Raw genomic sequence first — 20,335 nt, forward strand, 5'->3', positions numbered from 1 at the left:
GATGTCCTTTCCCCTGCTGACAGCGACGGCGGTGCTCCCGGCGCTCGGGGCCGTCGCCACGGCCGCCGTACCGGCCGCGCGACGCACCGCCGCCAAGTGGCTGGCGCTGCTCGTCTCGGCCGCCACGCTCGTCCTGGCGATCACCGTGCTGGTCCGCTTCGACCCGGAGGGTGCCCGCTACCAGCTCACCGAGTCCCACGCCTGGATCGCGGACTTCGGCGTCAGGTACGAGCTGGGCGTCGACGGCATCGCCGTGGCGCTGATCGCGCTGACCGCCGTACTGATGCCGTTCATCATCCTCGCGGGCTGGCACGACGCCGACCCGCTGGAGACCGGCAGCCGCCGCTGGCGCCCCACCCAGGGCTTCTTCGCGCTGATCCTCGCCGTCGAGGCGATGGTGATCATCTCGTTCGAGGCGACCGACGTCTTCCTCTTCTACATCTTCTTCGAAGCCATGCTCATCCCGATGTACTTCCTCATCGGCGGCTTCGGGGACCGTGCCCACGAGCACGGCGAGGAGACGGCCGCCACGCAGCGGTCGTACGCCGCGGTGAAGTTCCTCCTGTACAACCTGGCCGGCGGCCTGATCATGCTGGCCGCCGTGATCGGCCTGTACGTGGTGGCCGGGAACTTCAGCCTCCAGGAGATCGCCCAGGCCCGCGCGAGCGGCTCCCTCCACATGGCGACCGGCACCGAACGCTGGCTGTTCCTCGGCTTCTTCTTCGCCTTCGCGGTGAAGGCGCCGCTGTGGCCGCTGCACACCTGGCTGCCCAACGCCATGCAGGAGTCGACGGCTCCGGTCGCCGTCCTGATCACCGCGGTCGTCGACAAGGTGGGCACCTTCGCGATGCTCCGCTTCTGCCTCCAGCTCTTCCCGGAGGCCAGCAAGTGGGCGACGCCCGTCATCCTGGTCCTGGCGCTCGTCAGCATCATCTACGGCGCGCTGCTCGCCGTCGGCCAGCGGGACATCAAGCGCCTGGTGGCCTACGCGTCGATCTCGCACTTCGGCTTCATCGTCATGGGCATCTTCGCGATGACCAGCCAGGGCCAGTCCGGCGCCACCCTCTACATGGTCAACCACGGCATCTCCACCGCCGCGCTGATGCTGGTCGCCGGCTTCCTCATCTCCCGGCGCGGCTCGCGGCTCATCGCCGACTACGGAGGCGTGCAGAAGGTCGCCCCGGTGCTCGCCGGCACCTTCCTGATCGGCGGCCTCGCCACCCTCTCGCTGCCGGGTCTCGCCCCGTTCGTCAGCGAGTTCCTGGTCCTGGTCGGCACGTTCACCCGCTACCCGGTGATCGGGATCATCGCGACCCTCGGCATCGTCCTCGCCGCGCTCTACGTCCTCGTCCTGTACCAGCGGACGATGACGGGACCGGTGAAGCCGGAGGTCTCCACGATGCCCGACCTCCGCGTGCGCGAGGTGCTCGTCGTCGCGCCGCTGATCGTCCTGCTGGTCTTCCTGGGCGTCTATCCGAGGCCCGTCACGGAGATCGTCAACCCGGCGGTCAAACAGACCATGTCGGACGTACACAAGACGGACCCCAAGCCCGAGGTGGAGGCGGCCAAGTGAGCGCACCAGCCGTCCACAGCCTGTGGACGAACGCGGCCGAACCGATCTCGAAGATCGACGCGCCGAAGATCGAATACGGACAATTGTCGCCGACGCTGATCGTCATCGGCGCGGCGCTGATCGGGGTGCTGATCGAGGCGTTCCTGCCGCGCAGGTCCCGCTACCACGCGCAGGTGTTCGTGTCCGCCGTCGCCCTGTGCGCCGCGTTCGCCGCGGTCGTCGCCCTCGCGGCCGACGGGTACGGCACCACCAAGGCGCACATCGCCGCCATGGGCGCGATCGCCGTCGACGGCCCGGCCCTCTTCCTCCAGGGCACGATCCTGCTGGCCGGACTGGTCGGCCTGTTCACCTTCGCCGAACGCCGCCTGGACCCGGTGGCGCACGGCAACCGCGTCGACTCCTTCGCCGCGCAGGCCGCCTCCGTACCGGGCAGCGACAGCGAGAAGGCGGCCGTGAAGGCCGGCTTCACCACCACCGAGGTCTTCCCGCTCCTCCTCTTCGCGGTCGGCGGGATGCTGATCTTCCCCGCGGCCAACGACCTGCTGACCCTGTTCGTCGCCCTGGAGGTCCTCTCCCTCCCGCTGTACCTGCTGTGCGCGCTGGCCCGCCGCAAGCGGCTCATGTCGCAGGAGGCCGCGGTCAAGTACTTCCTGCTGGGCGCGTTCGCCTCGGCGTTCACCCTGTTCGGCATCGCGCTGCTGTACGGCTACGCGGGCTCGGTGTCGTACGCGCGCATCGCCCAGGTCGTCGACGGCACCGTCACCGACGTCGACCCGGCCCTGGCCAACACCATGGGCAACGACGCGCTGCTGCTGATCGGCGCCGCCATGCTCGTCATGGGCCTGCTGTTCAAGGTGGGCGCGGTGCCGTTCCACATGTGGACCCCCGACGTCTACCAGGGCGCTCCCACCCCGGTCACCGGCTTCATGGCGGCCGCGACGAAGGTGGCCGCGTTCGGCGCTCTGCTGCGCCTGCTGTACGTCGTCCTGCCCGGGCTGCGCTGGGACTGGCGGCCGGTCATGTGGGCCGTGGCGATCATCACCATGCTGGGCGGCGCGATCGTCGCCATCACGCAGACCGACATCAAGCGGCTGCTGGCGTACTCGTCCATCGCGCACGCGGGATTCATCCTGGCGGGTGTCATCGCCACGTCGAAGGACGGCGTGTCGTCGGTCCTCTTCTACCTGGCGGGGTACTCCTTCGTGACGATCGGCGCGTTCGCGGTGGTCACACTGGTGCGCGACGCGGGCGGCGAGGCGACCCACCTCTCCAAGTGGGCCGGTCTCGGGCGCCGCTCCCCGCTGGTGGCGGCCGTGTTCGCGGTGTTCCTGCTGGCCTTCGCCGGCATCCCGCTGACCTCCGGGTTCGCCGGGAAGTTCGCCGTGTTCAAGGCGGCGGCGGACGGCGGCGCGGTCCCGCTGGTCGTGGTCGGTGTGATCTCCTCGGCCATCGCCGCGTTCTTCTACATCCGCGTGATCGTGCTGATGTTCTTCAGCGAGCCGAAACCGGAGGGCCCGACCGTCGCCGTACCGTCGCCGCTGACCATGATTGCGATCGGCATGGGCGTGGCCGTCACCCTGGTCCTCGGTGTGGCGCCGCAGTACTTCCTGGACCTGGCGGGCCAGGCGGGAGTGTTCGTGCGCTGACACGTTCCTCACACCTGCCGCTGCCCGGCACCCCCGCTCCGAGGGGGGCCGGGCAGCGGCACGTTCCCGGAACGACGAGGTGGCGGGCGCCCGGGCCGGCCGGAACGCCCGCCCGCCGTCGCGCGACAGCACGCACCGCGTCACCGGGAGTGACCCCGGAGGCGGGCGCGAACCTGTGGACAACTGCGGGGCTGTCGGTCCGGGCCCCTATGGTGGAGGCAGCGGTCGGGAGACGGCACACGGGGGACCGGCGGGGGACAGGACGATGGGCGCGACGGGCGGGATCAGCGAAATGCCACAGGTGACCGAGGGGCCGGGCACGGCCGACAGCGAGGCGCTGGCCACACTGCACCGGGTCTTCGGATACGAGGCGTTCCGGGGCGAGCAGCAGGCGATCATCGAGCATGTCGTGGCGGGCGGCGACGCCCTCGTCCTCATGCCGACCGGCGGCGGCAAATCCCTCTGCTACCAGATCCCGGCCCTGGTCAGACCCGGCACGGGCGTCGTGATCTCGCCGCTGATCGCCCTCATGCAGGACCAGGTGGACGCCCTGCGGGCGCTCGGCGTCCGCGCCGGCTTCGTCAACTCCACGCTGGACTTCGACGAGCGGCGCATGGTCGAGGCCGAGTTCCTGGCCGGCGAACTCGACCTCCTGTACCTGGCGCCGGAGCGGCTGCGCCTGGACAGCACGCAGGAGCTGCTCTCGCGCGGCAAGATCTCCGTCTTCGCCATCGACGAGGCGCACTGCGTCTCCCAGTGGGGCCACGACTTCCGCCCCGACTACCTGACCCTGTCCGTGCTCGGTGAGCGCTGGCCGGACGTCCCGCGGATCGCCCTCACCGCGACGGCCACCCGCGCCACCCACGAGGAGATCACCCAGCGGCTGCACCTGCCGACGGCCCGGCACTTCGTCGCCAGCTTCGACCGGCCCAACATCCAGTACCGGATCGTGCCCAAGGCCGACCCCAAGAAGCAGCTGCTCGCCTTCCTCCGGGAGGAGCACCCGGGCGACGCCGGCATCGTGTACTGCCTCTCCCGCAACTCCGTCGAGCGCACGGCGGAGTTCCTGACCGCCAACGGCGTCGAGGCGGTGCCGTACCACGCCGGCCTGGACGCGGGCACCCGCGCGGCGCACCAGTCCCGGTTCCTCCGCGAGGAGGGCCTGGTCGTGGTGGCGACCATCGCCTTCGGCATGGGCATCGACAAGCCGGACGTGCGCTTCGTCGCCCACCTGGACCTGCCCAAGTCGATCGAGGGCTACTACCAGGAGACCGGCCGCGCGGGCCGCGACGGCCTGCCGTCCACGGCCTGGATGGCGTACGGCCTGAACGACGTCATCCAGCAGCGCAAGCTGATCCAGTCCGGCGAGGGCGACGAGGCGTTCCGCCGCCGGGCCGCCTCCCACCTCGACGCCATGCTCGCGCTCTGCGAGACCGCCCGGTGCCGCCGCGGCCAGCTCCTCGCCTACTTCGGCCAGGACCCCGACACCGCGGGCTGCGGCAACTGCGACACCTGCCTCACCCCGCCGGAGACCTGGGACGGCACGATCGCCGCGCAGAAGGTGCTGTCCACCGTGGTGCGGCTCCAGCGGGAGCGCGGGCAGAAGTTCGGCGCCATACAGATCGTCGACATCCTGCTCGGCAAGCGCACCGGCAAGGTGATCCAGTTCGACCACGACCAGCTGTCCGTCTTCGGCATCGGCCAGGACCTGACCGAGGGCGAGTGGCGGGGCGCCATCCGGCAGCTCCTGGCGCAGGGACTGCTCGCGGTCGAAGGCGAGTACGGCACGCTGGCGCTCACCGAGGCGAGCGGCTCGGTCCTGCGGCGCGAGCGCGAGGTGCCGCTGCGCAAGGAGCCGAAGAAGCCGGCCGTCGCCCGGCAGCGGTCCGGCGGGGCCTCCGCGGGTTCCGGGAAGGCCAAGGCCGCCGCGGTCGAACTGCCCGACGAGCTGCTCCCCGCCTTCGAGGCCCTGCGGGCCTGGCGCGCCGAACAGGCCAGGGAACAGGGCGTCCCGGCGTACGTCATCTTCCACGACGCCACCCTCCGCGAGATCGTGCTGCGCCGGCCCGGTTCGGTGCGGGAGCTGGGCACGGTGAACGGCGTCGGCGAGAAGAAGCTGGTGACGTACGGGGAAGGCGTGCTCGGGGTACTGGCCTCTCTGGAGGGTGCCGCGCCGCCCGCCGACGCGCCGTCCGCCGAGGACGCGCCGTCCGCCGACTGGCCCGAACCCGACGACGAGCCGGAGCCGGAGCCGGACGACTGGATGTAGCCCGGTCCCGCGGGCGCGGCACGGGGCTCGGAGCCCCGGCGCCGCGCGGGCCCGGACGTCCGCGTCCCCGTCCGCGTCCGAGGCGGCCGGGTCCGGGTCAGGACATCGCGGTGAGGCCCGGGGCGAAGGTGATCAGCAGCGGCAGCAGCGGGACCAGCGCGGCCACGGTCGTCGTCAGCGCCCGGTGCCGGCGCAGCAGCCGCGGCGGCGGCTCCAGCAGGCGGTCCACGCGTTCGCCGAGGAGGCGGCGGCTGGAGTCGCAGGAGAGCACACCCCGGTGCTGGTTCAGCTCGATCAGGGCGAGGGCGGTGGTGAGGTGCCCGCAGCGCCGGGAGGCCGTGTCGTCGGCGGCCAGCTCGACCAGGCGGTGCGTCTGGTCGCAGAAATGGGCGAACAGCGGCAGGCGCGGGAAGCCGGTGGCGAGTGCGGTGGACAGGTGCAGCAGCCAGTCGTGGCGGGCGCGGGCGTGCCCGCGCTCGTGGGTGAGGACGGCGTCCAGTTGCGGATCGGTCAGCCGGTGCAGCGCCCCCGTGGTGACGACGAGCTGCGGCGGGTGCCCGGGCATCCACCAGGCGTCCGGGTACTCGTCCTCCAGCACCAGCATCGGCCCGCGCGCCGCGGGCAGTCCGGCCGGCAGCTCGGGGGCGCGTTCACGCAGTTGCGCCCGTGCCCGGCCCCTGCGGCGGCGGGCCTCGACGAGTTCCCGGGCCAGCATCGCCGTCGTCCAGGCGGCCCCGCAGGCCAGCAGCACCGTCAGCGCGGCCGCCCACACCGGCGCGGTGGACAGGTCGTAGGCGGCGGTCACGGCGGGCGGCGCGGGCGCGAACACGCGGTCGCGGACCGTGTGGAAGACGGCCGCCGCACCCAGGACCAGTGCGGTCAGGCAGCACAGCAGCACGGTGGCGATCAGGCATTGCCACACCCAGAGCGCGACCACGGGTTCCCGCTCGGTCCAGGCCGCCCGGGTCAGCGCGCGTGGTGCCGGTACCGCGGCCGTCAGGGCGACGACGCTCAGCAGGAGCAGGCAGACGGTCATGCCGGGGCTCCGGTTCCTCGTCGGAAAGGCGTGCGGGTGTCGGTGGTGCCGGGCACGCGGGGTGCGGCCGTGGGCCGCACGGAGTGCGTGTCCCTGCCAGTATGGCGAAGTCGGGCGGCCGGAGGCAGGTGTCCGCGGTGATCCGCCCCGACCGGCCACGCGTGCGCGGGCGCGTGACCCGAAGGGGGGACCGCCGTCCGGCGACGGCCACCGGAATCCGCCGGTCGGCGACGGCCACCCGGAAGCCGCCGGTCGGTGGCGGCCACCCGGAAACCGTCGGTCGGTGGCGGCCACCCGGAAACCGCCGCTCGGCGGCGGCCACCGGTCACACGGTCACCGGCCGCCGGTCACACGGTCGGCGGCGGCGTTCGCCGCGTCGCTCGCGCGAGGCCGGGAGGGCGGACCCGTGCCCGCCGCCCGCAGCGGGCGGCGGGCGGCGGGCACGGGAAGGTGCCGGCGGCGGGCGTGCCGGTCACGTGCCGCGACGCGGGCCCGCCGTGCCGCGGCTCAGCCGGCCACGACCCGTCCGGTGACCTCGCTCAGCCCCACCCGGCGGCCGTCCGGGCCCGGTGCCCACGCCGACAGCGTCACCACGTCACCGTCCTCCAGGAACGCGCGCTTGCCGTCGGGGAGTTCCAGGGGCTCGCGGCCGTTCCAGGTCAGCTCCAGCAGCGAGCCGCGCTGCCCTTCGGCCGGCCCGCTCACGGTGCCCGAGCCGTACAGGTCGCCCGTGCGCAGCGAGGCGCCGTTCACCGTCATGTGGGCGAGTTGCTGGGCGGCCGTCCAGTACATCGTGGAGAAGGGCGGCTCGGAGACCACGTGACCGTTGACGGCCACGGAGATGCGCAGGTCGTAGCCGCCGGGCTCGGCGCCGGCCGCCGAGTCGTCCAGGTAGGGCAGCAGCGGGTGCGTGCGCTCGGGGGGCGCCACGCGCGCGTGCTCCAGCGCCTCCAGCGGGGTGATCCACGCCGACACCGACGTGGCGAAGGACTTGCCGAGGAACGGGCCCAGGGGGACGTACTCCCAGGCCTGGACGTCCCGCGCTGACCAGTCGTTCAGCAGGCACAGCCCGAAGACGTGGTCCCGGAAGCCGTCCAGCGCGACCGGGCTGCCCAGCCGCGACGGCACGCCCACGACGAAGCCGACCTCGGCCTCGATGTCGAGCCGGACCGACGGACCGAAGACGGGTGCGGGGTCGGCCGGTCCCTTGCGCTGCCCGGAGGGCCGTACGACGTCCGTGCCCGAGACGACCACGGTGCCGGAGCGGCCGTGGTAACCGATCGGCAGGTGCTTCCAGTTGGGGGTGAGGGAGTCCTCGGCGTCGGGGCGGAAGATCTGGCCGACGTTGCGGGCGTGGTGCTCCGAGGCGTAGAAGTCGACGTAGTCCGCCACTTCGAAGGGCAGGTGGAGGGCCACCTCGGACAGGGGGTGGAAGAACGGCTCCACCGTCTCGCGGTGCGCCGGGTCGGTGACCCAGGACGTGACGGCGCCGCGCACCTCCGACCAGGTGGTGCGGCCGGCCGCCAGCAGCGGGTTGAGGGTCGGCCGGGCGAGCAGCTCCCGGTGGGGCGAGCCGAGCGCCGCGGCCGTGGCGCCCGCGTCGAGGACGTGGTTCCCGAGTCGGACGCCGATCCTCCGCTCCGTGCCGCCGGAGGGCGTGAACACGCCGTAGGGGAGGTTGTGCGGGCCGAAGGGATCATCCTCGGGGACGTCGAAGGGGGGCATGGGGTGCTGCCTCACTCTCATCCGGGGCCATGCATGGCAGTGCGTTCCATGTGGTCGCGGCACACGTTACGGCTGTCCCACGTGTCTTGGGCAGTGCCTCCCGCTGTCCTCGGCAGGTCGCCCGCGCGGCGGCTCCCGGCCGATTCCCCCTTCCGCACGCGGAACTGGTCGTCATCGGGGCTCGGCCGAGGGGCACTTGGGGGCGAACAGCACGTAAGTATGGGGAAAGACCGGTGAGTCGGCCGGGCGAGGTGTCCGTATTCTCTGATCATGGACCCCTCCCCGGCATATGCACTGATCGCCACCGACCTGGACGGGACGCTGCTGCGCGGCGACGACACCGTCTCCGACCGGTCGCTCGCCGCGCTCGCGCGGGTGGCGCGCGCCGGTGCCCGGCACCTGGTGGTGACCGGGCGGCCGGCTCCCCGGGTGCGGCCGCTCCTCGCGGCCCTCGGCTGCACGGGGCCGGCGGTGTGCGGTCAGGGGGCGCAGGTCTACGACGCCGGGACGGACCGCCTGGTGTGGTCCGTCCGGCTGGACCGGGGGCTGGCGGAGGCCGCGCTCGGCAAGATCGAGGCGGAGGTGGGGCAGGTCTACGCGGCGGTCGACCAGGACGGCGTGGACGGGCTCACCCTCATCGAGCCCGGCTACCGGATGCCCCACCCGTCGCTGCCCGCGGTGCGGGTCGGCCGCCGCGACGACCTGTGGCGCCGCCCCATCAGCAAGGTCCTGCTGCGGCACGCCGTCCTGTCCGACGACGAGCTGGCGGCCGTGGCGCGCTCGGTGGTGGATTCGCTGGCCACGGTCACCATGTCGGGGCCGGGCACCGTGGAGCTGCAACCGAGCGGGGTGACGAAGGCGACCGGGCTCGCCCTGGCCGCCGAGCGGCTCGGGATCGGCGCGGAACGGGCGCTGGCCTTCGGCGACATGCCCAACGACGTCCCGATGTTCGACTGGGCCGGGCGGGGTGTCGCCATGGCCAACGCGCACCCCGAACTCAAGGCGGTGGCCGACGAGGTCACCTTGTCCAACGAGGACGACGGCATCGCCGTCGTCCTCGAAAGACTGTTCCCGTCCGACCGGCCGGCCTTCCGGTAGCTCCCGTCAGGCCGGCCCGCCGGCCGTCAGTACGCGCTGGACACGTTGTCGATCGAGCCGTACCGGGCGGCCGCGTAGTTGCAGGCGGCGGTGATGTTCGCGACCGGGTCGTAGATGTTGAAGGACGTTCCGGCGACGTGGTACGCGTTGAACGTCGGGTCGATGACCTGGAGCAGTCCCTTGGACGGGATGCCCTTGGCGGCGTTGGAGTCCCAGAGGTTGATGGCCGAGGGGTTGCCCGACGACTCCCGCATGACGTTGCGGTAGATGCCGTTGTAGGTGCCCGGGATGCGCTTCTCGGCCATGATCGCGAGCGACTGGCGGATCCAGCCGTCGAGGTTGTTCGTGTACCCGGCGGACACGGCCGTCGTGGTGCCGGTGGGGGCGGCGGAGGCGCTGGTCGCGCCGACGACCGGCAGGGCGAGGACGGCGGCACCGGTGCCGGCGGCGGCCAGGGTGCGGACGAGGCGGGTGTTCCGGGTACGGCGGGGCTGAACGGCTGCAGGCATGGCGGTGTTCCTCTCCGGCGCCTGCGAGGTGAGCTGTCGGGTTCGGGCGGGGAGGTGCCCGGCCGTGCCCCGAAGGAGGCACGGCTTCACCCCGAGCCGTCCCGGGCGGCGAATGCCGTCCGGACCGGCGACTTACCTGGGTCCCCCGCTCCTGCCGTGCGAATGAGTTCGTGGATGGGTATGCGGGCGGCGGCAGGATTCGGCGTCCGCCCGACGGCCCGGAACGTATGCGAGAGCACATGCCGGGAACAAGGGCCGGTTTCACACAACGTGCGATTTGACCTTGATCGACAGCGTATGGGGTGCTTGATCCTTTGCGATCGCCAACCCTCAACTCGCTTACGGGGCGCGAAGATGGAGGGGTTTCGGCGGGCCGTCCGTGACGACGGGGAGAGTGACCCAACTCACGAAATAGCAAAATACGCTAATTCAGACATGAGGGATGAGTGGGATTCGGGCCCGAAGTCCGCGTGGTGATGGAATCCGCGGCGCGACGCTCACCGGTCTCGCGTCGATCGACAGGGGCCGGTGGGCCGAAAAGGGTGCGGAGAGGTGGCGACACAGTGCCCGGATTACTGTTAAGTCGGTAAATGTCCGTTCTTACTATGTGATCAAAACCATGCCGGTCCTGGTCCGATACCGCCCAGGCTGGACCGGTGGGCGCTATCGGTGATCGAAACAGGACCGGATACGCTGACTTGAGTGATGGCAGCGACCTATCGACAAACCGTGTAATCGCCAGCAGACACCAGCAGACAGGAGACCCCTCGTGACCGTCGTCGGGCCGTTCGGGCTGAGCGTGCGGGACCAGGCTCTGGAAGCCGATGTCCAGGCCGGATTGACGGCTGTCGAGGAAGGCTTGCTCGATGCCACCAAGAGCGAGGTCCCGTTCATCACGGAGGCCGCGCAGCACTTGGTCCGTGCGGGCGGGAAACGATTCCGGCCACTGCTGGTGATGCTCGCGGCCCAGTTCGGCGACCCCTACGCGCCGGGCATCGTGCCGTCGGCGGTGGTCGTGGAGCTGACCCACCTGGCGACGCTCTACCACGACGACGTCATGGACGAGGCGGCCGTCCGCCGCGGCGTGGACAGCGCCAACGCGCGCTGGGGCAACTCCGTCGCGGTCCTCACCGGGGACTTCCTCTTCGCCCGCGCCTCCCAGATCCTCGCCGACCTCGGCCCGGAGGCGGTCCGGGTGCAGGCCTTGGCGTTCGAACGGCTGGTCACCGGCCAGATCCTGGAGACCGCGGGTCCCTCGGACGGGCGTGACCCGGTCGAGCACTACCTGGACGTGCTCGCCGGCAAGACGGGCTCCCTGGTGGCGGTGGCCTGCCGGTTCGGCGCGATGATGTCCGGCGCCGACGAGACGGTCGTCGACGTGCTCACCCAGTACGGCGAGCGGCTCGGGGTCGCCTTCCAGCTCGCGGACGACGTACTGGACATCGCCTCCGACTCCCACGAGTCCGGCAAGACCCCGGGCACCGACCTGCGCGAGGGCATCCCGACCCTGCCGGTGCTCCGGCTGCGCGAGCGGGCGGCCAAGCTGGGGCTGGCCGAGGACGTCGCGCTGTGCGAACTGCTGGCCTCCGATCTCACCGACGACGCCCGGCTCGCCGAGGCGCTGGCCGGCCTGCGCGCGCACCCCGCGCTGGAGCAGGCCCGCCGGGACACGGTCCGCTACGCGCAGGAGGCGCGGGCCGTACTGGCCCCGCTGCGCGAGTGCGACGCCAAGGCAGCGCTGGTGGAACTGTGCGACGCGGTGGTCCACCGCGCCGGCTGACCCGGCCGGGCGCGGCCCGCGCCCCCGGCGCCCTCCCACCGCGCCCCCTCATCGCACGTCCCGCCGAGCCCGTGACGCTCCACCGGCCCGTGACGCTCCGCCGAGCCCCCAGCGCGCCGCGGAGCCCGGGCGTACGCCCCTCACCGCGCGTCTCACCGACCACCGGGGCACGCCCCCACCGCGCGCACCTCTCCCGCCCCGGGCGCACACCCATATGGCGGTACCGTCCCGCACGACCCCTACGGGTAGAGGTAGGGCGCCGTCGCCCTGTGTCATACCGCAGTCGTACACCGAGTTGCCTCCGAGGGCTGACGCGTCCGCGCGGCCGATTTGGTCATATGGGAATCACGGAAATCACCACTCCTCACCGATTCGGGTGAGAATGGCGGCTCAGGTGGACCAGCGTGAGAACAGCCGCCGCCGACGACGGAGGTAAGGCACACATGGCACCGTACGAATCCGACGACGCAGTGGGCGCCGCGCGGGACGAGGACCCGGGCTCCGGACGGCGCAAGGCCGCACGGTACGCCGTGCCGGTCGCGGTGGTGGGGGTGGCGGCGGCCACGATCGGGCTCGTCCCGGCGCTCGCCGACTCCGGCGACCCCGACCTGCCGAAGATCAGCACGCAGCAGCTCATCGAGAAGATGGCCAGGTCGGACGTGCAGCGGCTGTCCGGCACCGTGAAGATCAGCACCGACCTCGGCCTGCCCGACCTCGGCGGTCTGGGCGACGGCCTGGTCCCGGGGGCGGGCGGCGGCGCCGGCGACGGGTCCTCCGCCGACCCGCGGTCCAAGCTCACCGGGCTGTTGTCCGGCACCCACACCCTGCGCGTCGCCGCCGACGGCCCCGACCGGCAGAAGCTGTCGCTGCTGGAGAGCGGCGCCGAGTACAGCCTCGTCCACGACGGCAAGGACGTCTGGGGCTACGACAGCAGGAGCAACGAGGTCTACCACTCGACCGGGGCCGCCACCGGCAAGAACCGCGAGGCCCAACCCCCGGCCACGCCCAAGGACTTCGCCGACGAGGCCCTGAAGGCGGTGGACGACACCACGTCCGTCACCGTCGACGGCACCGCGCAGGTCGCCGGACGCGACGCCTACAAGCTGCTGATCCGGCCCCGGCAGTCCGACAGCACGGTCGGCGCGATCAGCATCGCGGTGGACGCGCGGACGGGCCTGCCGCTGAAGTTCACGCTGACCCCGAAGAGCGGCGGTGCCGCCGTGGTCGACGCGGGCTTCACCCGGGTCTCCTTCGCCCGGCCGGCCGCCTCCACCTTCGACTTCACCCCGCCCAAGGGCGCCAAGGTCACCGAGGGGGACGACGCCGCCAAGGCGCCCGAGCACACCCCGGGACGCGGCGACCGTCCCGGCGGCGGCAAGGGCATGGAAGGGTTTCCCGGCGGTGGCAAGGGCATGGAGGGCCTCCCCGGTGACGGGCGGGGCACGAAGGTGCTCGGCGAGGGCTGGACGTCCATCGCCACCTTCGACAGCGGGGCGAAGGGCGGCCTGCCCACCGGTTCCCGGGGCGGCGACCTCGGCGGCTTCCTGGGCTCCCTCGGCGACTCGGTCTCCGGGAAGTTCGGCAAGGGCACGGTCTTCTCCACGCGCCTGGTCAACGCCCTGATCACCGAGGACGGCAAGGTGTACGCCGGCGCGGTGACCAAGGACGCCCTGGTGAAGGCGGCCGACGCGGGGAAGTGACCCGTAGGGGCCGCAGGGGACGAGGAGACGAGGGGGGACCGATGGACGGACCGTCCGCCGCGCGGCGTGGAGCCGACCGCGAGCCGGCCGGCGCGCCCGCGCCCGCCCCGGGCCGGGAGCCGGTGCGCGCACCCGCGGGTGCCCCGGAGCGCGCGCCGGAGCGCGCGTCCTCCGGGGGGCCGGGGCCCGCGCCCGCGGGCGCGGTGGCGGACGGTCCGGCCGCCGGGGACCCGCACGTGATCGCCACGCGCGGTCTCACCAAGCGCTACCGCGGCGGACAGCTCGCCGTGGACGGTCTCGACCTGACCGTCCCGGCGGGCAGCGTCTTCGGCTTCCTCGGCCCGAACGGCTCCGGCAAGACCACGACCATCCGCATGCTGATGGGCCTGATCGAGCCGACCGCGGGCACCGCGCGGGTGCTCGGGCGTCCCATGCCCCGGGCGTCCCGCGCGGTGCTCCCGCAGGTCGGCGCGCTCATCGAGGGCCCCGCCCTGTACGGCTTCCTCTCCGGCCGCGACAACCTGATCCGCTACGACGCCGCCGATCCGACCGCCGACCCGCGCACCCGGCGCGCGCGGGTCGCCGCGGCGCTGGACCGGGTGGGCCTCGCGTCCGCCGCGGGCAAGAAGGCCAGGGCGTACTCGCTCGGCATGAAGCAGCGCCTGGGCCTGGCCGCCGCCCTGCTCCAGCCGCGCCGGCTGCTCGTCCTGGACGAGCCCACCAACGGCCTGGACCCGCAGGGCATGCGCGAGATCCGCACCCTGGTCAGGGAACTGGCCGCCGACGGTACGACCGTCTTCCTCTCCTCCCACCTCCTCGACGAGATCGAGCAGGTGTGCACGCACGCGGCGGTGATGGCGCAGGGCCGGCTCGTCGTCCAGGGCGCGGTGGCCGACCTGGCGGCCGGGGCGCGCGGCCGGCTGGTGGTGACCACCCCGGACGCGGGCGAGGCGTCCCGGGTGCTGAAGGAGCTGGGCGTCGGGGACGTGACCGCCGAGGGCGACCGGGTCACCGGCGAACCGCCCGGCCGGGATCTCGCCGAGGTCACCGCGGCCCTGGTCGCCGCGGGCGTCCGGGTCCGGGGCCTCACCGTGGAACGCGCCTCGCTGGAGGATGCGTTCGTGGCACTGACCGGGGAGGGGTTCGATGTCGCGGGCTGACTCGCCGCCGACGGCCGCCGGACGCGCCCCGAGTCCCCTGTGGGCGCTCGGGCTGCTGCGCAGCGAGCTGGTGACCACCGTCCGCCGCTGGCGCACGCTCGCCCTGCTCGGGGTGCTGGCCGCGGTGCCGGTGCTGGTCGGGATCGCGGTGTGGATCGAGACGCGGGACGGCGGCCCGGTGGGCGGCGGGGGCGGGGAGGGCCCGGCGTTCATCTCGCAGATCACCAACAACGGCCTGTTCCTGGTGTTCACCGCGCTGGCCGCGACCCTGCCGTTTTTCCTCCCGATGGCGGTCGGGGTCGTCGCCGGGGACGCGGTCGCCGGGGAGGCGGGCGCGGGCACCCTGCGCTACCTGCTGGTCGCCCCGGCCGGCCGCACCCGGCTGCTGCTCACCAAGTACGCGACGGTGCTGGCCTTCTGCGTGCTGGCCACGCTGGTGGTCACCGTCTCGGCGCTCGTCGTCGGCGCGCTGCTCTTCCCGCTCGGCGAGGTGACGACGATCTCCGGCACCCGGATCGGCTTCGCCGAAGGGCTGGGCCGCGCCCTGCTGATCGCCCTGGCCGTCGCGGCCTCGCTGGTCGGCGTGGCCGCCCTCGGCCTGTTCGTGTCGACCCTCACCAACAGCGGCATCGCGGCGATGGCCACGACGGTCGGCCTGCTCATCACCGTGCAGATCGTCGACCAGATACCCCAGCTGCACGCCGTGCAGCCCTACTTGTTCTCGCACTACTGGCTGTCGTTCGCCGACCTGATGCGCGACCCCGTCTACTGGGACGACCTGCTGCGCAACCTCGGCCTCCAGGCCCTGTACGCCGCCGTGTTCGGTTCGGCGGCCTGGGCGCGGTTCACGGCGAAGGACATCAGCGCCTGACCGCCCGGGTGCGCCGGCCGGTGCCGGACGGTCCGGCCCCGCCCCCCGGTCCGCGGGGCCGGACGAACCGTCAGACGCCGACGGTCTCGTAGGGGAAGCGCGCGAGGGGCGCGTCCTGCGCGAAGAACGTCTTCGCGTGCGTCAGCGCGCCGCTGTCCGACAGCACGTCACCGGGCTTGCTGCCGCTGCCCACCAGGACCCCGCCGAAGCGCATGCCCATGTAGGCGGCCGAGTTGTTGAGGGTGCCCGCGTACGGATCGGCGACGGACGGCTCGCGGTCCGCCAGCGCGGCGACGCCCCAGAGCGTGCGGCCGGCCAGTGTCGCCTTGAAGTCGACCCCGGGGGTGCGCAGCCAGCCGGACCAGTGGTCCAGGTAGTTCTTGGTGAGCGCGGACACCGAGTACCAGTACACCGGTGAGGCGATCACGATGTCCGTGGCCTCCAGCGTGGCGTCCAGCAGCAGGCCGGCACTGGTGTCCGACGGCGGCCGTACGTGGTCGATGTCGTGCCGCAGGTCCACGAACTCGGGCAGCGGGTGGTCGGTGAGGCGGATCCAGCGTTGTTCGGTGTCCGCGGGCAGTTGTTCGGCGGCCCGGCGGGCCAGCAGTTCGGTGTTGCCCTCGGTGCGGGTGCTGCCCAGGACGAAGAGAAAACGGCGGCTCACGGATCCCCCAGATGCGTCACGTCGTACCGCGAATGCAGGCGCCTGCATTTTATGCACACGCAAGTACCTTCCGCCAGGGGCGGCTGGTGCGAGGCTGTGACGTCTCGGTGACGTGGAAACCGGGGCGAGCGGACACACTGGTGCACAGGATGCGTACGACCGGATCGCGATGCCGGGGGAGTGAGGGACACCGATGGCCCGACTGAGCTTCGAGAAGAAGCGGCCGCAGCAGCCCGTGGGGCACCTGGCGGTGCCCGTCCGGGTGTTCGGCACGGGGGGTGCTTCGGTGGACGGGGCCGCGGTCGTGGCGGCGCCCGGCGAGGACATCCAGCAGGCCGTGCTGAACCACCTCCAGCGTCTGGCCATCAGCCTCGGCGCCCCCGTACGGGCCGTGATCCAGGACGACCGCGCGGGCTGCGTGGTCCCCCTGGAGGTCTCGACGGACGGCTCCAGCCGCATGACGGGCGAACCGGTCCCGCTGACCGCTCCGGACGAGCCGCACGGGCCCGCCACCGGGCCGGCGGGAGCCGCGCCGGGGCCCGTGCGGGCGCCGACCGGGCAGTTCGGCCCACCGCCCGCGATGCCCGCGCCTGCCGCACACGCGGAAGCCGCGGGCGTGCCCGCGGCAGCCGTACGCGCCGCAGCGCCCGCGGAAGCGCCGCCCGCCGTCCCCCTCGTCCCCCTGGGGGCCCTCGCCGACCTGCCGCCGGAGCCGCCCGTTCCCACGCCCACCCCGGCCCGCGGCTTCGACGCCGTCGCCGAGGAGGTGCTCGGCGACGGGCCCCTGACCGAGACCGCCGAGGGCGCGGAACTGCTCGGCGAGTCGATGAGCCGGATCAACGAGGCCGTGCGCGCGGGCCGCGTCGAAGCGGCGGCGGACCTGGCCGACCGGGCGCTCGTGGAGGCGTCCACCGTGCTCGGCCCGCGCCACGCCGAAGTGCTGCACCTGCGCGAACTGTGCGCCTACATCGCGTACCTGGGCGACGACCCGGCCGGCGCCTGCCGTCTCTCCGTGGACGTGGCCCGGCTGCGCCGCCAGGCGGGCGACGGGGAGGCCGCCTACGGCAACGTGCGGAGCGCGGCCACCGCCTGGCGTGCGGTGCGCGACCCCGAGGAGGGCCTGCGGCTGGGCCGCGACCTGATCGACCTGTGGACGGACCTCACCACCGAGCCGGGCCCCGCCGCGGACGACGTACGCCCGCTGGAGGCCGCCCGCGCCCGCATGGTCCGCCTGAGCGACCGCGCGGCCGGGGCGACCCGGGCCTGACCGGCCGGGACAGCCGCCCGGCCGGCGCCGTGTCGGGCGGCTAGTGCACGCAGAACTCGTTGCCCTCCGGGTCCTCCATCAGCGTCCACTGGCCCGACGGCTCCTTCACCTCCCGCACCACCCGCGCGCCGAGGGCTTCGAGGCGGGCCACCTCCTCCGGGCGCCGGTCCGGGCCGGGGTGGAGGTCGATGTGCAGCCGGTTCTTGCCGGACTTCGGCTCGGGCACTCGCTGGAACAGCAGCCGCCGGCCGAGCCCGGTGCCGGTCTGCGCGTCGTACGGGTCGTCGGGGTGCCGTACCGCGATCAGGTCGCGGAAGGCGGGCCGCCCGTGGTACTCGACGGAGGCCCCTCCGGGCAGCGCGCCGACGGACAGGAGCTGTTCGACGAGGGCGCTGTTGTCCTCGGCCGTGTAGTGCAGGGCGGCCGCCCAGAAGTCGGCCTGGGTGTGCGGGTCCGCCGCGTCGACGACGAGCTTCCAGTGCAGCGGTGCGGGCGCCTGTGTGGTCATGGACACCACTTATAGCCGGGGCCACCGGCGGAGGCTCCCGTTCCGCGTGATCAGGCGTCGGCCGGGGCCGAGGCGGGCGTGTCGAGGCTCCGGGCGGCCGGTGCGGCGAGACGTCCGGGCCGCCTGGCCGAGCGCAGCGCGTCGCCGGTGAGCAGCAGCAGCGCCAGCCAGACCAGTGCGAACCCGGCCCACCGCTCGGCGGGCATGGCCTCGTGGAAGTAGAGGACGCCGCACAGGAACTGGAAGAGCGGGGCCAGGTACTGCAGCAGGCCCAGGGTGGACAGCGGCACGCGGATCGCCGCCGCGCCGAAGCAGACCAGGGGCAGGGCGGTGACGATGCCGGTGGAGGCGAGCAGGGCGGCGTGCCCGGCGCCGTCGCTCATGAAGCTGGTGCCGCCGTGCGCGCCCAGCCACAGCAGGTAGACGAGCGCCGGCGGGAACTGGATCGCGGTCTCGGCGGCCAGCGACTCCACCGCGCCGAGGTGGACCTTCTTCTTGACCAGGCCGTAGGTGGCGAAGGAGGAGGCGAGGCAGAGGGAGATCCACGGCGGGCGGCCGTAGCCGATGGTCAGCACGACGACGGCGGCGAGGCCGACCGCGACCGCCGCCCACTGCACGGGCCGCAGCCGCTCCTTGAGGAGCAGTACGCCCATCGCGATGGTGACCAGCGGGTTGATGAAGTAGCCGAGGGACGCCTCGACGACGTGGCCGGCGTTCACCGCCCAGATGTACACGCCCCAGTTCACGGTGATCACCGTGGCTCCCAGGGCGACCAGGCCGAGCCGCCGGGGCTGGCGCAGCAGTTCCCCGGCCCAGGCCCAGCGGCGGACGAAGAGCAGGGCGGCGGCGACGAAGACCAGGGACCACAGCATGCGGTGGGCCAGGATCTCCACGGCCCCGGCCGGTTTGAGCAGGGGCCAGAACAGGGGGACGAGCCCCCACATCCCGTACGCGGCGAAACCGTTCATCAGGCCTATGCGGTGTTCACCCTCGGACGTCGCGGCCACGGCCCCTCCTTCTCACCCGCGTTCCCGGCAAGGACGCGCGAGGAAGAAGGTAGCCCCGGGCACCCGCTGCTGTCATGCTCGTATCGCTATACGGTCATGACAGCCCGGGGCCGGCGGCGGCTCAGTCCTCGAGCGCGGCGGCGACGGCCTCCGCCAGCGGCGTCGTGGGGCGGCCGGTCAGCCGGGACAGGTCGCCGGAGGTGACGACGAGTTCGCCCTTCTCGATCGAGGCGTCCACGCCGGCCAGGACCGCGGCCAGCGGCGCCGGCAGCCCCGCGCCGCTCAGGATGCCGGTGAGCGCCTCCGTCGAGACCGGGCGGTAGACGATCTCCCGGCCGGTCTGCCGGCTCAGCTCGGCCGCGTACTCGGCGAAGCCCCACGCCTCGTCGCCGCCCAGCTCGTACGTCGTGTTCTCGTGCCCCTCGCTGGTCAGCACCGCGACCGCCGCGGCGGCGTAGTCGGCGCGGGAGGCGGAGGAGACCCGGCCGTCACCGGCGGCCTGCACCACCGCGCCGTGCTCCAGCACGGGTGCCAGGTTCTCGGTGTAGTTCTCGTGGTACCAGCCGTTGCGCAGCAGGCTGTACGGCAGGCCGGAGGCGAGCAGCACCTCCTCGGTCGCCCGGTGGTCGTCCGCCAGCGCGGCCGTGAGGGTGCCCGGGGCGCTGGTGTAGGCGAGGAGCGCCACACCGGCCGCCTTCGCCGCCTCGATCACGACGGTGTGCTGCCCGGCCCGGCCCTTGTCGAACTCGTTGCCGGAGATCAGCAGCACCTTGTCGCCGGCGCTGAACAGGTGGTCGAAGGTCTCGGGCGCGTTGTAGTCGGCGACGGCGAGCCGGACGCCGCGGGCGGCGAGATCGGCGGCCTTGGCCTCGTCGCGCACGACGGCGGTGATCCGCTCGGCCGGGACCTTCTCCAGCAGCTGCTCCACCACGTGACGGCCGAGGTGTCCGGTGGCTCCGGTGACGACGATGCTCATGATGCGTGACTCCTTCGGGGTGCCTTGATGCACTCACCGTATGACCAGCGCTGTTTATTGGAAAGTACCCACTTTGAAGTAAGGTACTGGCATGCTGGTAAGTGAGAAGGCGGCGGATGCCGAGGCGCTGTGTCCCCACCGCCTCGTCCTGGAGCACGTCACCAGCCGCTGGGGTGTCCTCGTCCTCATCGAGCTGCTGGAGCGGTCGTACCGGTTCAGCGAACTGCGCCGGGCGGTCAGCGCGTACAGCGGCCGGGGCGTCAGCGAGAAGATGCTCACCCAGACCCTCCAGACCCTGGAGCGGGACGGCCTGGTCCACCGGGACGCCAAGCCGGTCATCCCGCCCCGCGTCGACTACTCCCTCACCGCCCTCGGCCGTGAGGCGGCGGAGCAGGTGCGGGCCCTCTCGCGGTGGACCCACGGCCGCATGGACGAGGTGCGGGAGGCCCGCCGCGCCTACGACGAGAGCCGCCGGGCCGGCGAGGGAGGCCGCGGGGCGGGGGACACGGGCCGCCGGGCGGAGGGCGGGAGCCGCGGGGCGGAGAG

The 20,335-nt window shown here is 72.9% G+C and carries 16 protein-coding genes, 1 pseudogene and 1 riboswitch; of the genes and pseudogenes, 10 read left to right on the top strand and 7 right to left on the bottom strand.

Annotated features, from left to right (window positions below):
- Nucleotide 1: 1 nt before the first annotated feature.
- The 3 genes from ACZ4K2_RS13890 to recQ all read left to right on the top strand — a co-directional run bounded on the left by ACZ4K2_RS13890 (nucleotide 2) and on the right by recQ (nucleotide 5,488).
- On the top strand, nucleotides 2-1,573 hold the full coding sequence (locus ACZ4K2_RS13890) for an NADH-quinone oxidoreductase subunit M (RefSeq protein WP_467476808.1): 1,572 nt from the start codon (nucleotides 2-4) through the stop codon (nucleotides 1,571-1,573).
- A complete protein-coding gene (gene nuoN / locus ACZ4K2_RS13895; RefSeq protein WP_467476809.1) occupies nucleotides 1,570-3,219 on the top strand; it encodes an NADH-quinone oxidoreductase subunit NuoN in 1,650 nt (549 codons plus the stop codon). Before ACZ4K2_RS13890 ends, nuoN begins: the two co-directional genes overlap by 4 nt.
- A 265-nt stretch (nucleotides 3,220-3,484) precedes the next feature.
- The gene (gene recQ / locus ACZ4K2_RS13900; protein WP_467476811.1) at nucleotides 3,485-5,488 is read left to right on the top strand and encodes a DNA helicase RecQ; all 2,004 of its coding nucleotides are present in this window, start codon (nucleotides 3,485-3,487) and stop codon (nucleotides 5,486-5,488) included.
- A 97-nt stretch (nucleotides 5,489-5,585) separates the two neighbouring features.
- Here recQ and ACZ4K2_RS13905 read toward each other — a convergent pair whose 3' ends face one another.
- Together ACZ4K2_RS13905 and fahA are read right to left on the bottom strand one after the other, a co-directional pair.
- Nucleotides 5,586-6,524, bottom strand: a complete 939-nt coding sequence (locus ACZ4K2_RS13905) for a M56 family metallopeptidase (RefSeq protein ID WP_467476813.1) — start codon at nucleotides 6,522-6,524, stop codon at nucleotides 5,586-5,588.
- 507 nt (nucleotides 6,525-7,031) lie between these two features.
- Nucleotides 7,032-8,249 carry a fumarylacetoacetase gene (gene fahA, locus ACZ4K2_RS13910; protein ID WP_467476816.1) on the bottom strand — a complete coding sequence of 406 codons (1,218 nt, stop codon included), beginning with the start codon at nucleotides 8,247-8,249 and terminating at the stop codon, nucleotides 7,032-7,034.
- 270 nt (nucleotides 8,250-8,519) lie between these two features.
- On the opposite strand from fahA, the gene ACZ4K2_RS13915 reads away from it, so the two are divergent.
- On the top strand, nucleotides 8,520-9,347 hold the full coding sequence (locus ACZ4K2_RS13915) for an HAD family hydrolase (protein ID WP_467476818.1): 828 nt from the start codon (nucleotides 8,520-8,522) through the stop codon (nucleotides 9,345-9,347).
- A 26-nt stretch (nucleotides 9,348-9,373) separates the two neighbouring features.
- On the opposite strand, the gene ACZ4K2_RS13920 is transcribed toward ACZ4K2_RS13915, so the two are convergent.
- Nucleotides 9,374-9,856, bottom strand: a complete 483-nt coding sequence (locus tag ACZ4K2_RS13920; RefSeq protein ID WP_467476820.1) for a transglycosylase SLT domain-containing protein — start codon at nucleotides 9,854-9,856, stop codon at nucleotides 9,374-9,376.
- A gap of 5 nt (nucleotides 9,857-9,861) precedes the next feature.
- Nucleotides 9,862-10,033, bottom strand: a riboswitch (cyclic di-AMP (ydaO/yuaA leader).
- 592 nt (nucleotides 10,034-10,625) lie between these two features.
- On the opposite strand from ACZ4K2_RS13920, the gene ACZ4K2_RS13925 reads away from it, so the two are divergent.
- The 4 genes from ACZ4K2_RS13925 to ACZ4K2_RS13940 all read left to right on the top strand — a co-directional run bounded on the left by ACZ4K2_RS13925 (nucleotide 10,626) and on the right by ACZ4K2_RS13940 (nucleotide 15,367).
- Complete coding sequence (locus ACZ4K2_RS13925; protein WP_467476823.1) at nucleotides 10,626-11,636, top strand: polyprenyl synthetase family protein; 1,011 nt, start codon at nucleotides 10,626-10,628, stop codon at nucleotides 11,634-11,636.
- A 443-nt stretch (nucleotides 11,637-12,079) separates the two neighbouring features.
- The gene (locus ACZ4K2_RS13930) at nucleotides 12,080-13,336 is read left to right on the top strand and encodes a LolA family protein (protein ID WP_467476826.1); all 1,257 of its coding nucleotides are present in this window, start codon (nucleotides 12,080-12,082) and stop codon (nucleotides 13,334-13,336) included.
- Between the two features lie 41 nt (nucleotides 13,337-13,377).
- On the top strand, nucleotides 13,378-14,496 hold the full coding sequence (locus tag ACZ4K2_RS13935; RefSeq protein WP_467476828.1) for an ABC transporter ATP-binding protein: 1,119 nt from the start codon (nucleotides 13,378-13,380) through the stop codon (nucleotides 14,494-14,496).
- A complete protein-coding gene (locus tag ACZ4K2_RS13940) occupies nucleotides 14,483-15,367 on the top strand; it encodes an ABC transporter permease (protein ID WP_467476830.1) in 885 nt (294 codons plus the stop codon). The genes ACZ4K2_RS13935 and ACZ4K2_RS13940 overlap by 14 nt, the downstream gene beginning before the upstream one ends.
- 70 nt (nucleotides 15,368-15,437) lie before the next feature.
- Here ACZ4K2_RS13940 and ACZ4K2_RS13945 read toward each other — a convergent pair whose 3' ends face one another.
- Nucleotides 15,438-16,031 (bottom strand): flavodoxin family protein, encoded by a 594-nt coding sequence (locus ACZ4K2_RS13945; protein WP_467476833.1) that lies wholly within the window; start codon nucleotides 16,029-16,031, stop codon nucleotides 15,438-15,440.
- Nucleotides 16,032-16,224: 193 nt separating this feature from the next.
- Between ACZ4K2_RS13945 and ACZ4K2_RS13950 the strand changes: the two genes are divergently transcribed.
- The gene (locus tag ACZ4K2_RS13950; protein WP_467476836.1) at nucleotides 16,225-17,298 is read left to right on the top strand and encodes a hypothetical protein; all 1,074 of its coding nucleotides are present in this window, start codon (nucleotides 16,225-16,227) and stop codon (nucleotides 17,296-17,298) included.
- A 40-nt stretch (nucleotides 17,299-17,338) separates the two neighbouring features.
- Here ACZ4K2_RS13950 and ACZ4K2_RS13955 read toward each other — a convergent pair whose 3' ends face one another.
- From ACZ4K2_RS13955 to ACZ4K2_RS13965, 3 genes are all read right to left on the bottom strand, one after another.
- Nucleotides 17,339-17,806: a VOC family protein gene (locus ACZ4K2_RS13955; RefSeq protein ID WP_467476840.1), complete on the bottom strand. Its 468-nt coding sequence runs from the start codon at nucleotides 17,804-17,806 to the stop codon at nucleotides 17,339-17,341.
- A 50-nt stretch (nucleotides 17,807-17,856) separates the two neighbouring features.
- Nucleotides 17,857-18,813, bottom strand: a complete 957-nt coding sequence (gene rarD, locus ACZ4K2_RS13960; RefSeq protein WP_467476843.1) for an EamA family transporter RarD — start codon at nucleotides 18,811-18,813, stop codon at nucleotides 17,857-17,859.
- Between the two features lie 121 nt (nucleotides 18,814-18,934).
- Nucleotides 18,935-19,789, bottom strand: coding sequence for an SDR family oxidoreductase (locus ACZ4K2_RS13965; protein WP_467476845.1), 855 nt, complete (start codon nucleotides 19,787-19,789; stop codon nucleotides 18,935-18,937).
- Nucleotides 19,790-19,880: 91 nt separating this feature from the next.
- Between ACZ4K2_RS13965 and ACZ4K2_RS13970 the strand changes: the two are divergent.
- Nucleotides 19,881-20,267, top strand: a pseudogene (locus ACZ4K2_RS13970) (winged helix-turn-helix transcriptional regulator); the annotation flags it as partial.
- Between the last annotated feature and the right edge of the window lie 68 nt (nucleotides 20,268-20,335).

This window comes from Streptomyces sp. NPDC025833 (genome assembly GCF_055558055.1).

Coding starts and splice junctions, on each gene's coding strand:
- fahA (WP_467476816.1), bottom strand. CDS start 8,249: ATGCCCCCCTTCGACGTCCCCGAGGATGATCCCTTCGGCCCGCACAAC.
- ACZ4K2_RS13930 (WP_467476826.1), top strand. CDS start 12,080: ATGGCACCGTACGAATCCGACGACGCAGTGGGCGCCGCGCGGGACGAG.
- ACZ4K2_RS13965 (WP_467476845.1), bottom strand. CDS start 19,789: ATGAGCATCGTCGTCACCGGAGCCACCGGACACCTCGGCCGTCACGTG.
- ACZ4K2_RS13935 (WP_467476828.1), top strand. CDS start 13,378: ATGGACGGACCGTCCGCCGCGCGGCGTGGAGCCGACCGCGAGCCGGCC.
- ACZ4K2_RS13950 (WP_467476836.1), top strand. CDS start 16,225: ATGGCCCGACTGAGCTTCGAGAAGAAGCGGCCGCAGCAGCCCGTGGGG.
- recQ (WP_467476811.1), top strand. CDS start 3,485: ATGGGCGCGACGGGCGGGATCAGCGAAATGCCACAGGTGACCGAGGGG.
- ACZ4K2_RS13955 (WP_467476840.1), bottom strand. CDS start 17,806: ATGACCACACAGGCGCCCGCACCGCTGCACTGGAAGCTCGTCGTCGAC.
- ACZ4K2_RS13915 (WP_467476818.1), top strand. CDS start 8,520: ATGGACCCCTCCCCGGCATATGCACTGATCGCCACCGACCTGGACGGG.
- ACZ4K2_RS13940 (WP_467476830.1), top strand. CDS start 14,483: ATGTCGCGGGCTGACTCGCCGCCGACGGCCGCCGGACGCGCCCCGAGT.
- ACZ4K2_RS13920 (WP_467476820.1), bottom strand. CDS start 9,856: ATGCCTGCAGCCGTTCAGCCCCGCCGTACCCGGAACACCCGCCTCGTC.
- ACZ4K2_RS13890 (WP_467476808.1), top strand. CDS start 2: ATGTCCTTTCCCCTGCTGACAGCGACGGCGGTGCTCCCGGCGCTCGGG.
- ACZ4K2_RS13905 (WP_467476813.1), bottom strand. CDS start 6,524: ATGACCGTCTGCCTGCTCCTGCTGAGCGTCGTCGCCCTGACGGCCGCG.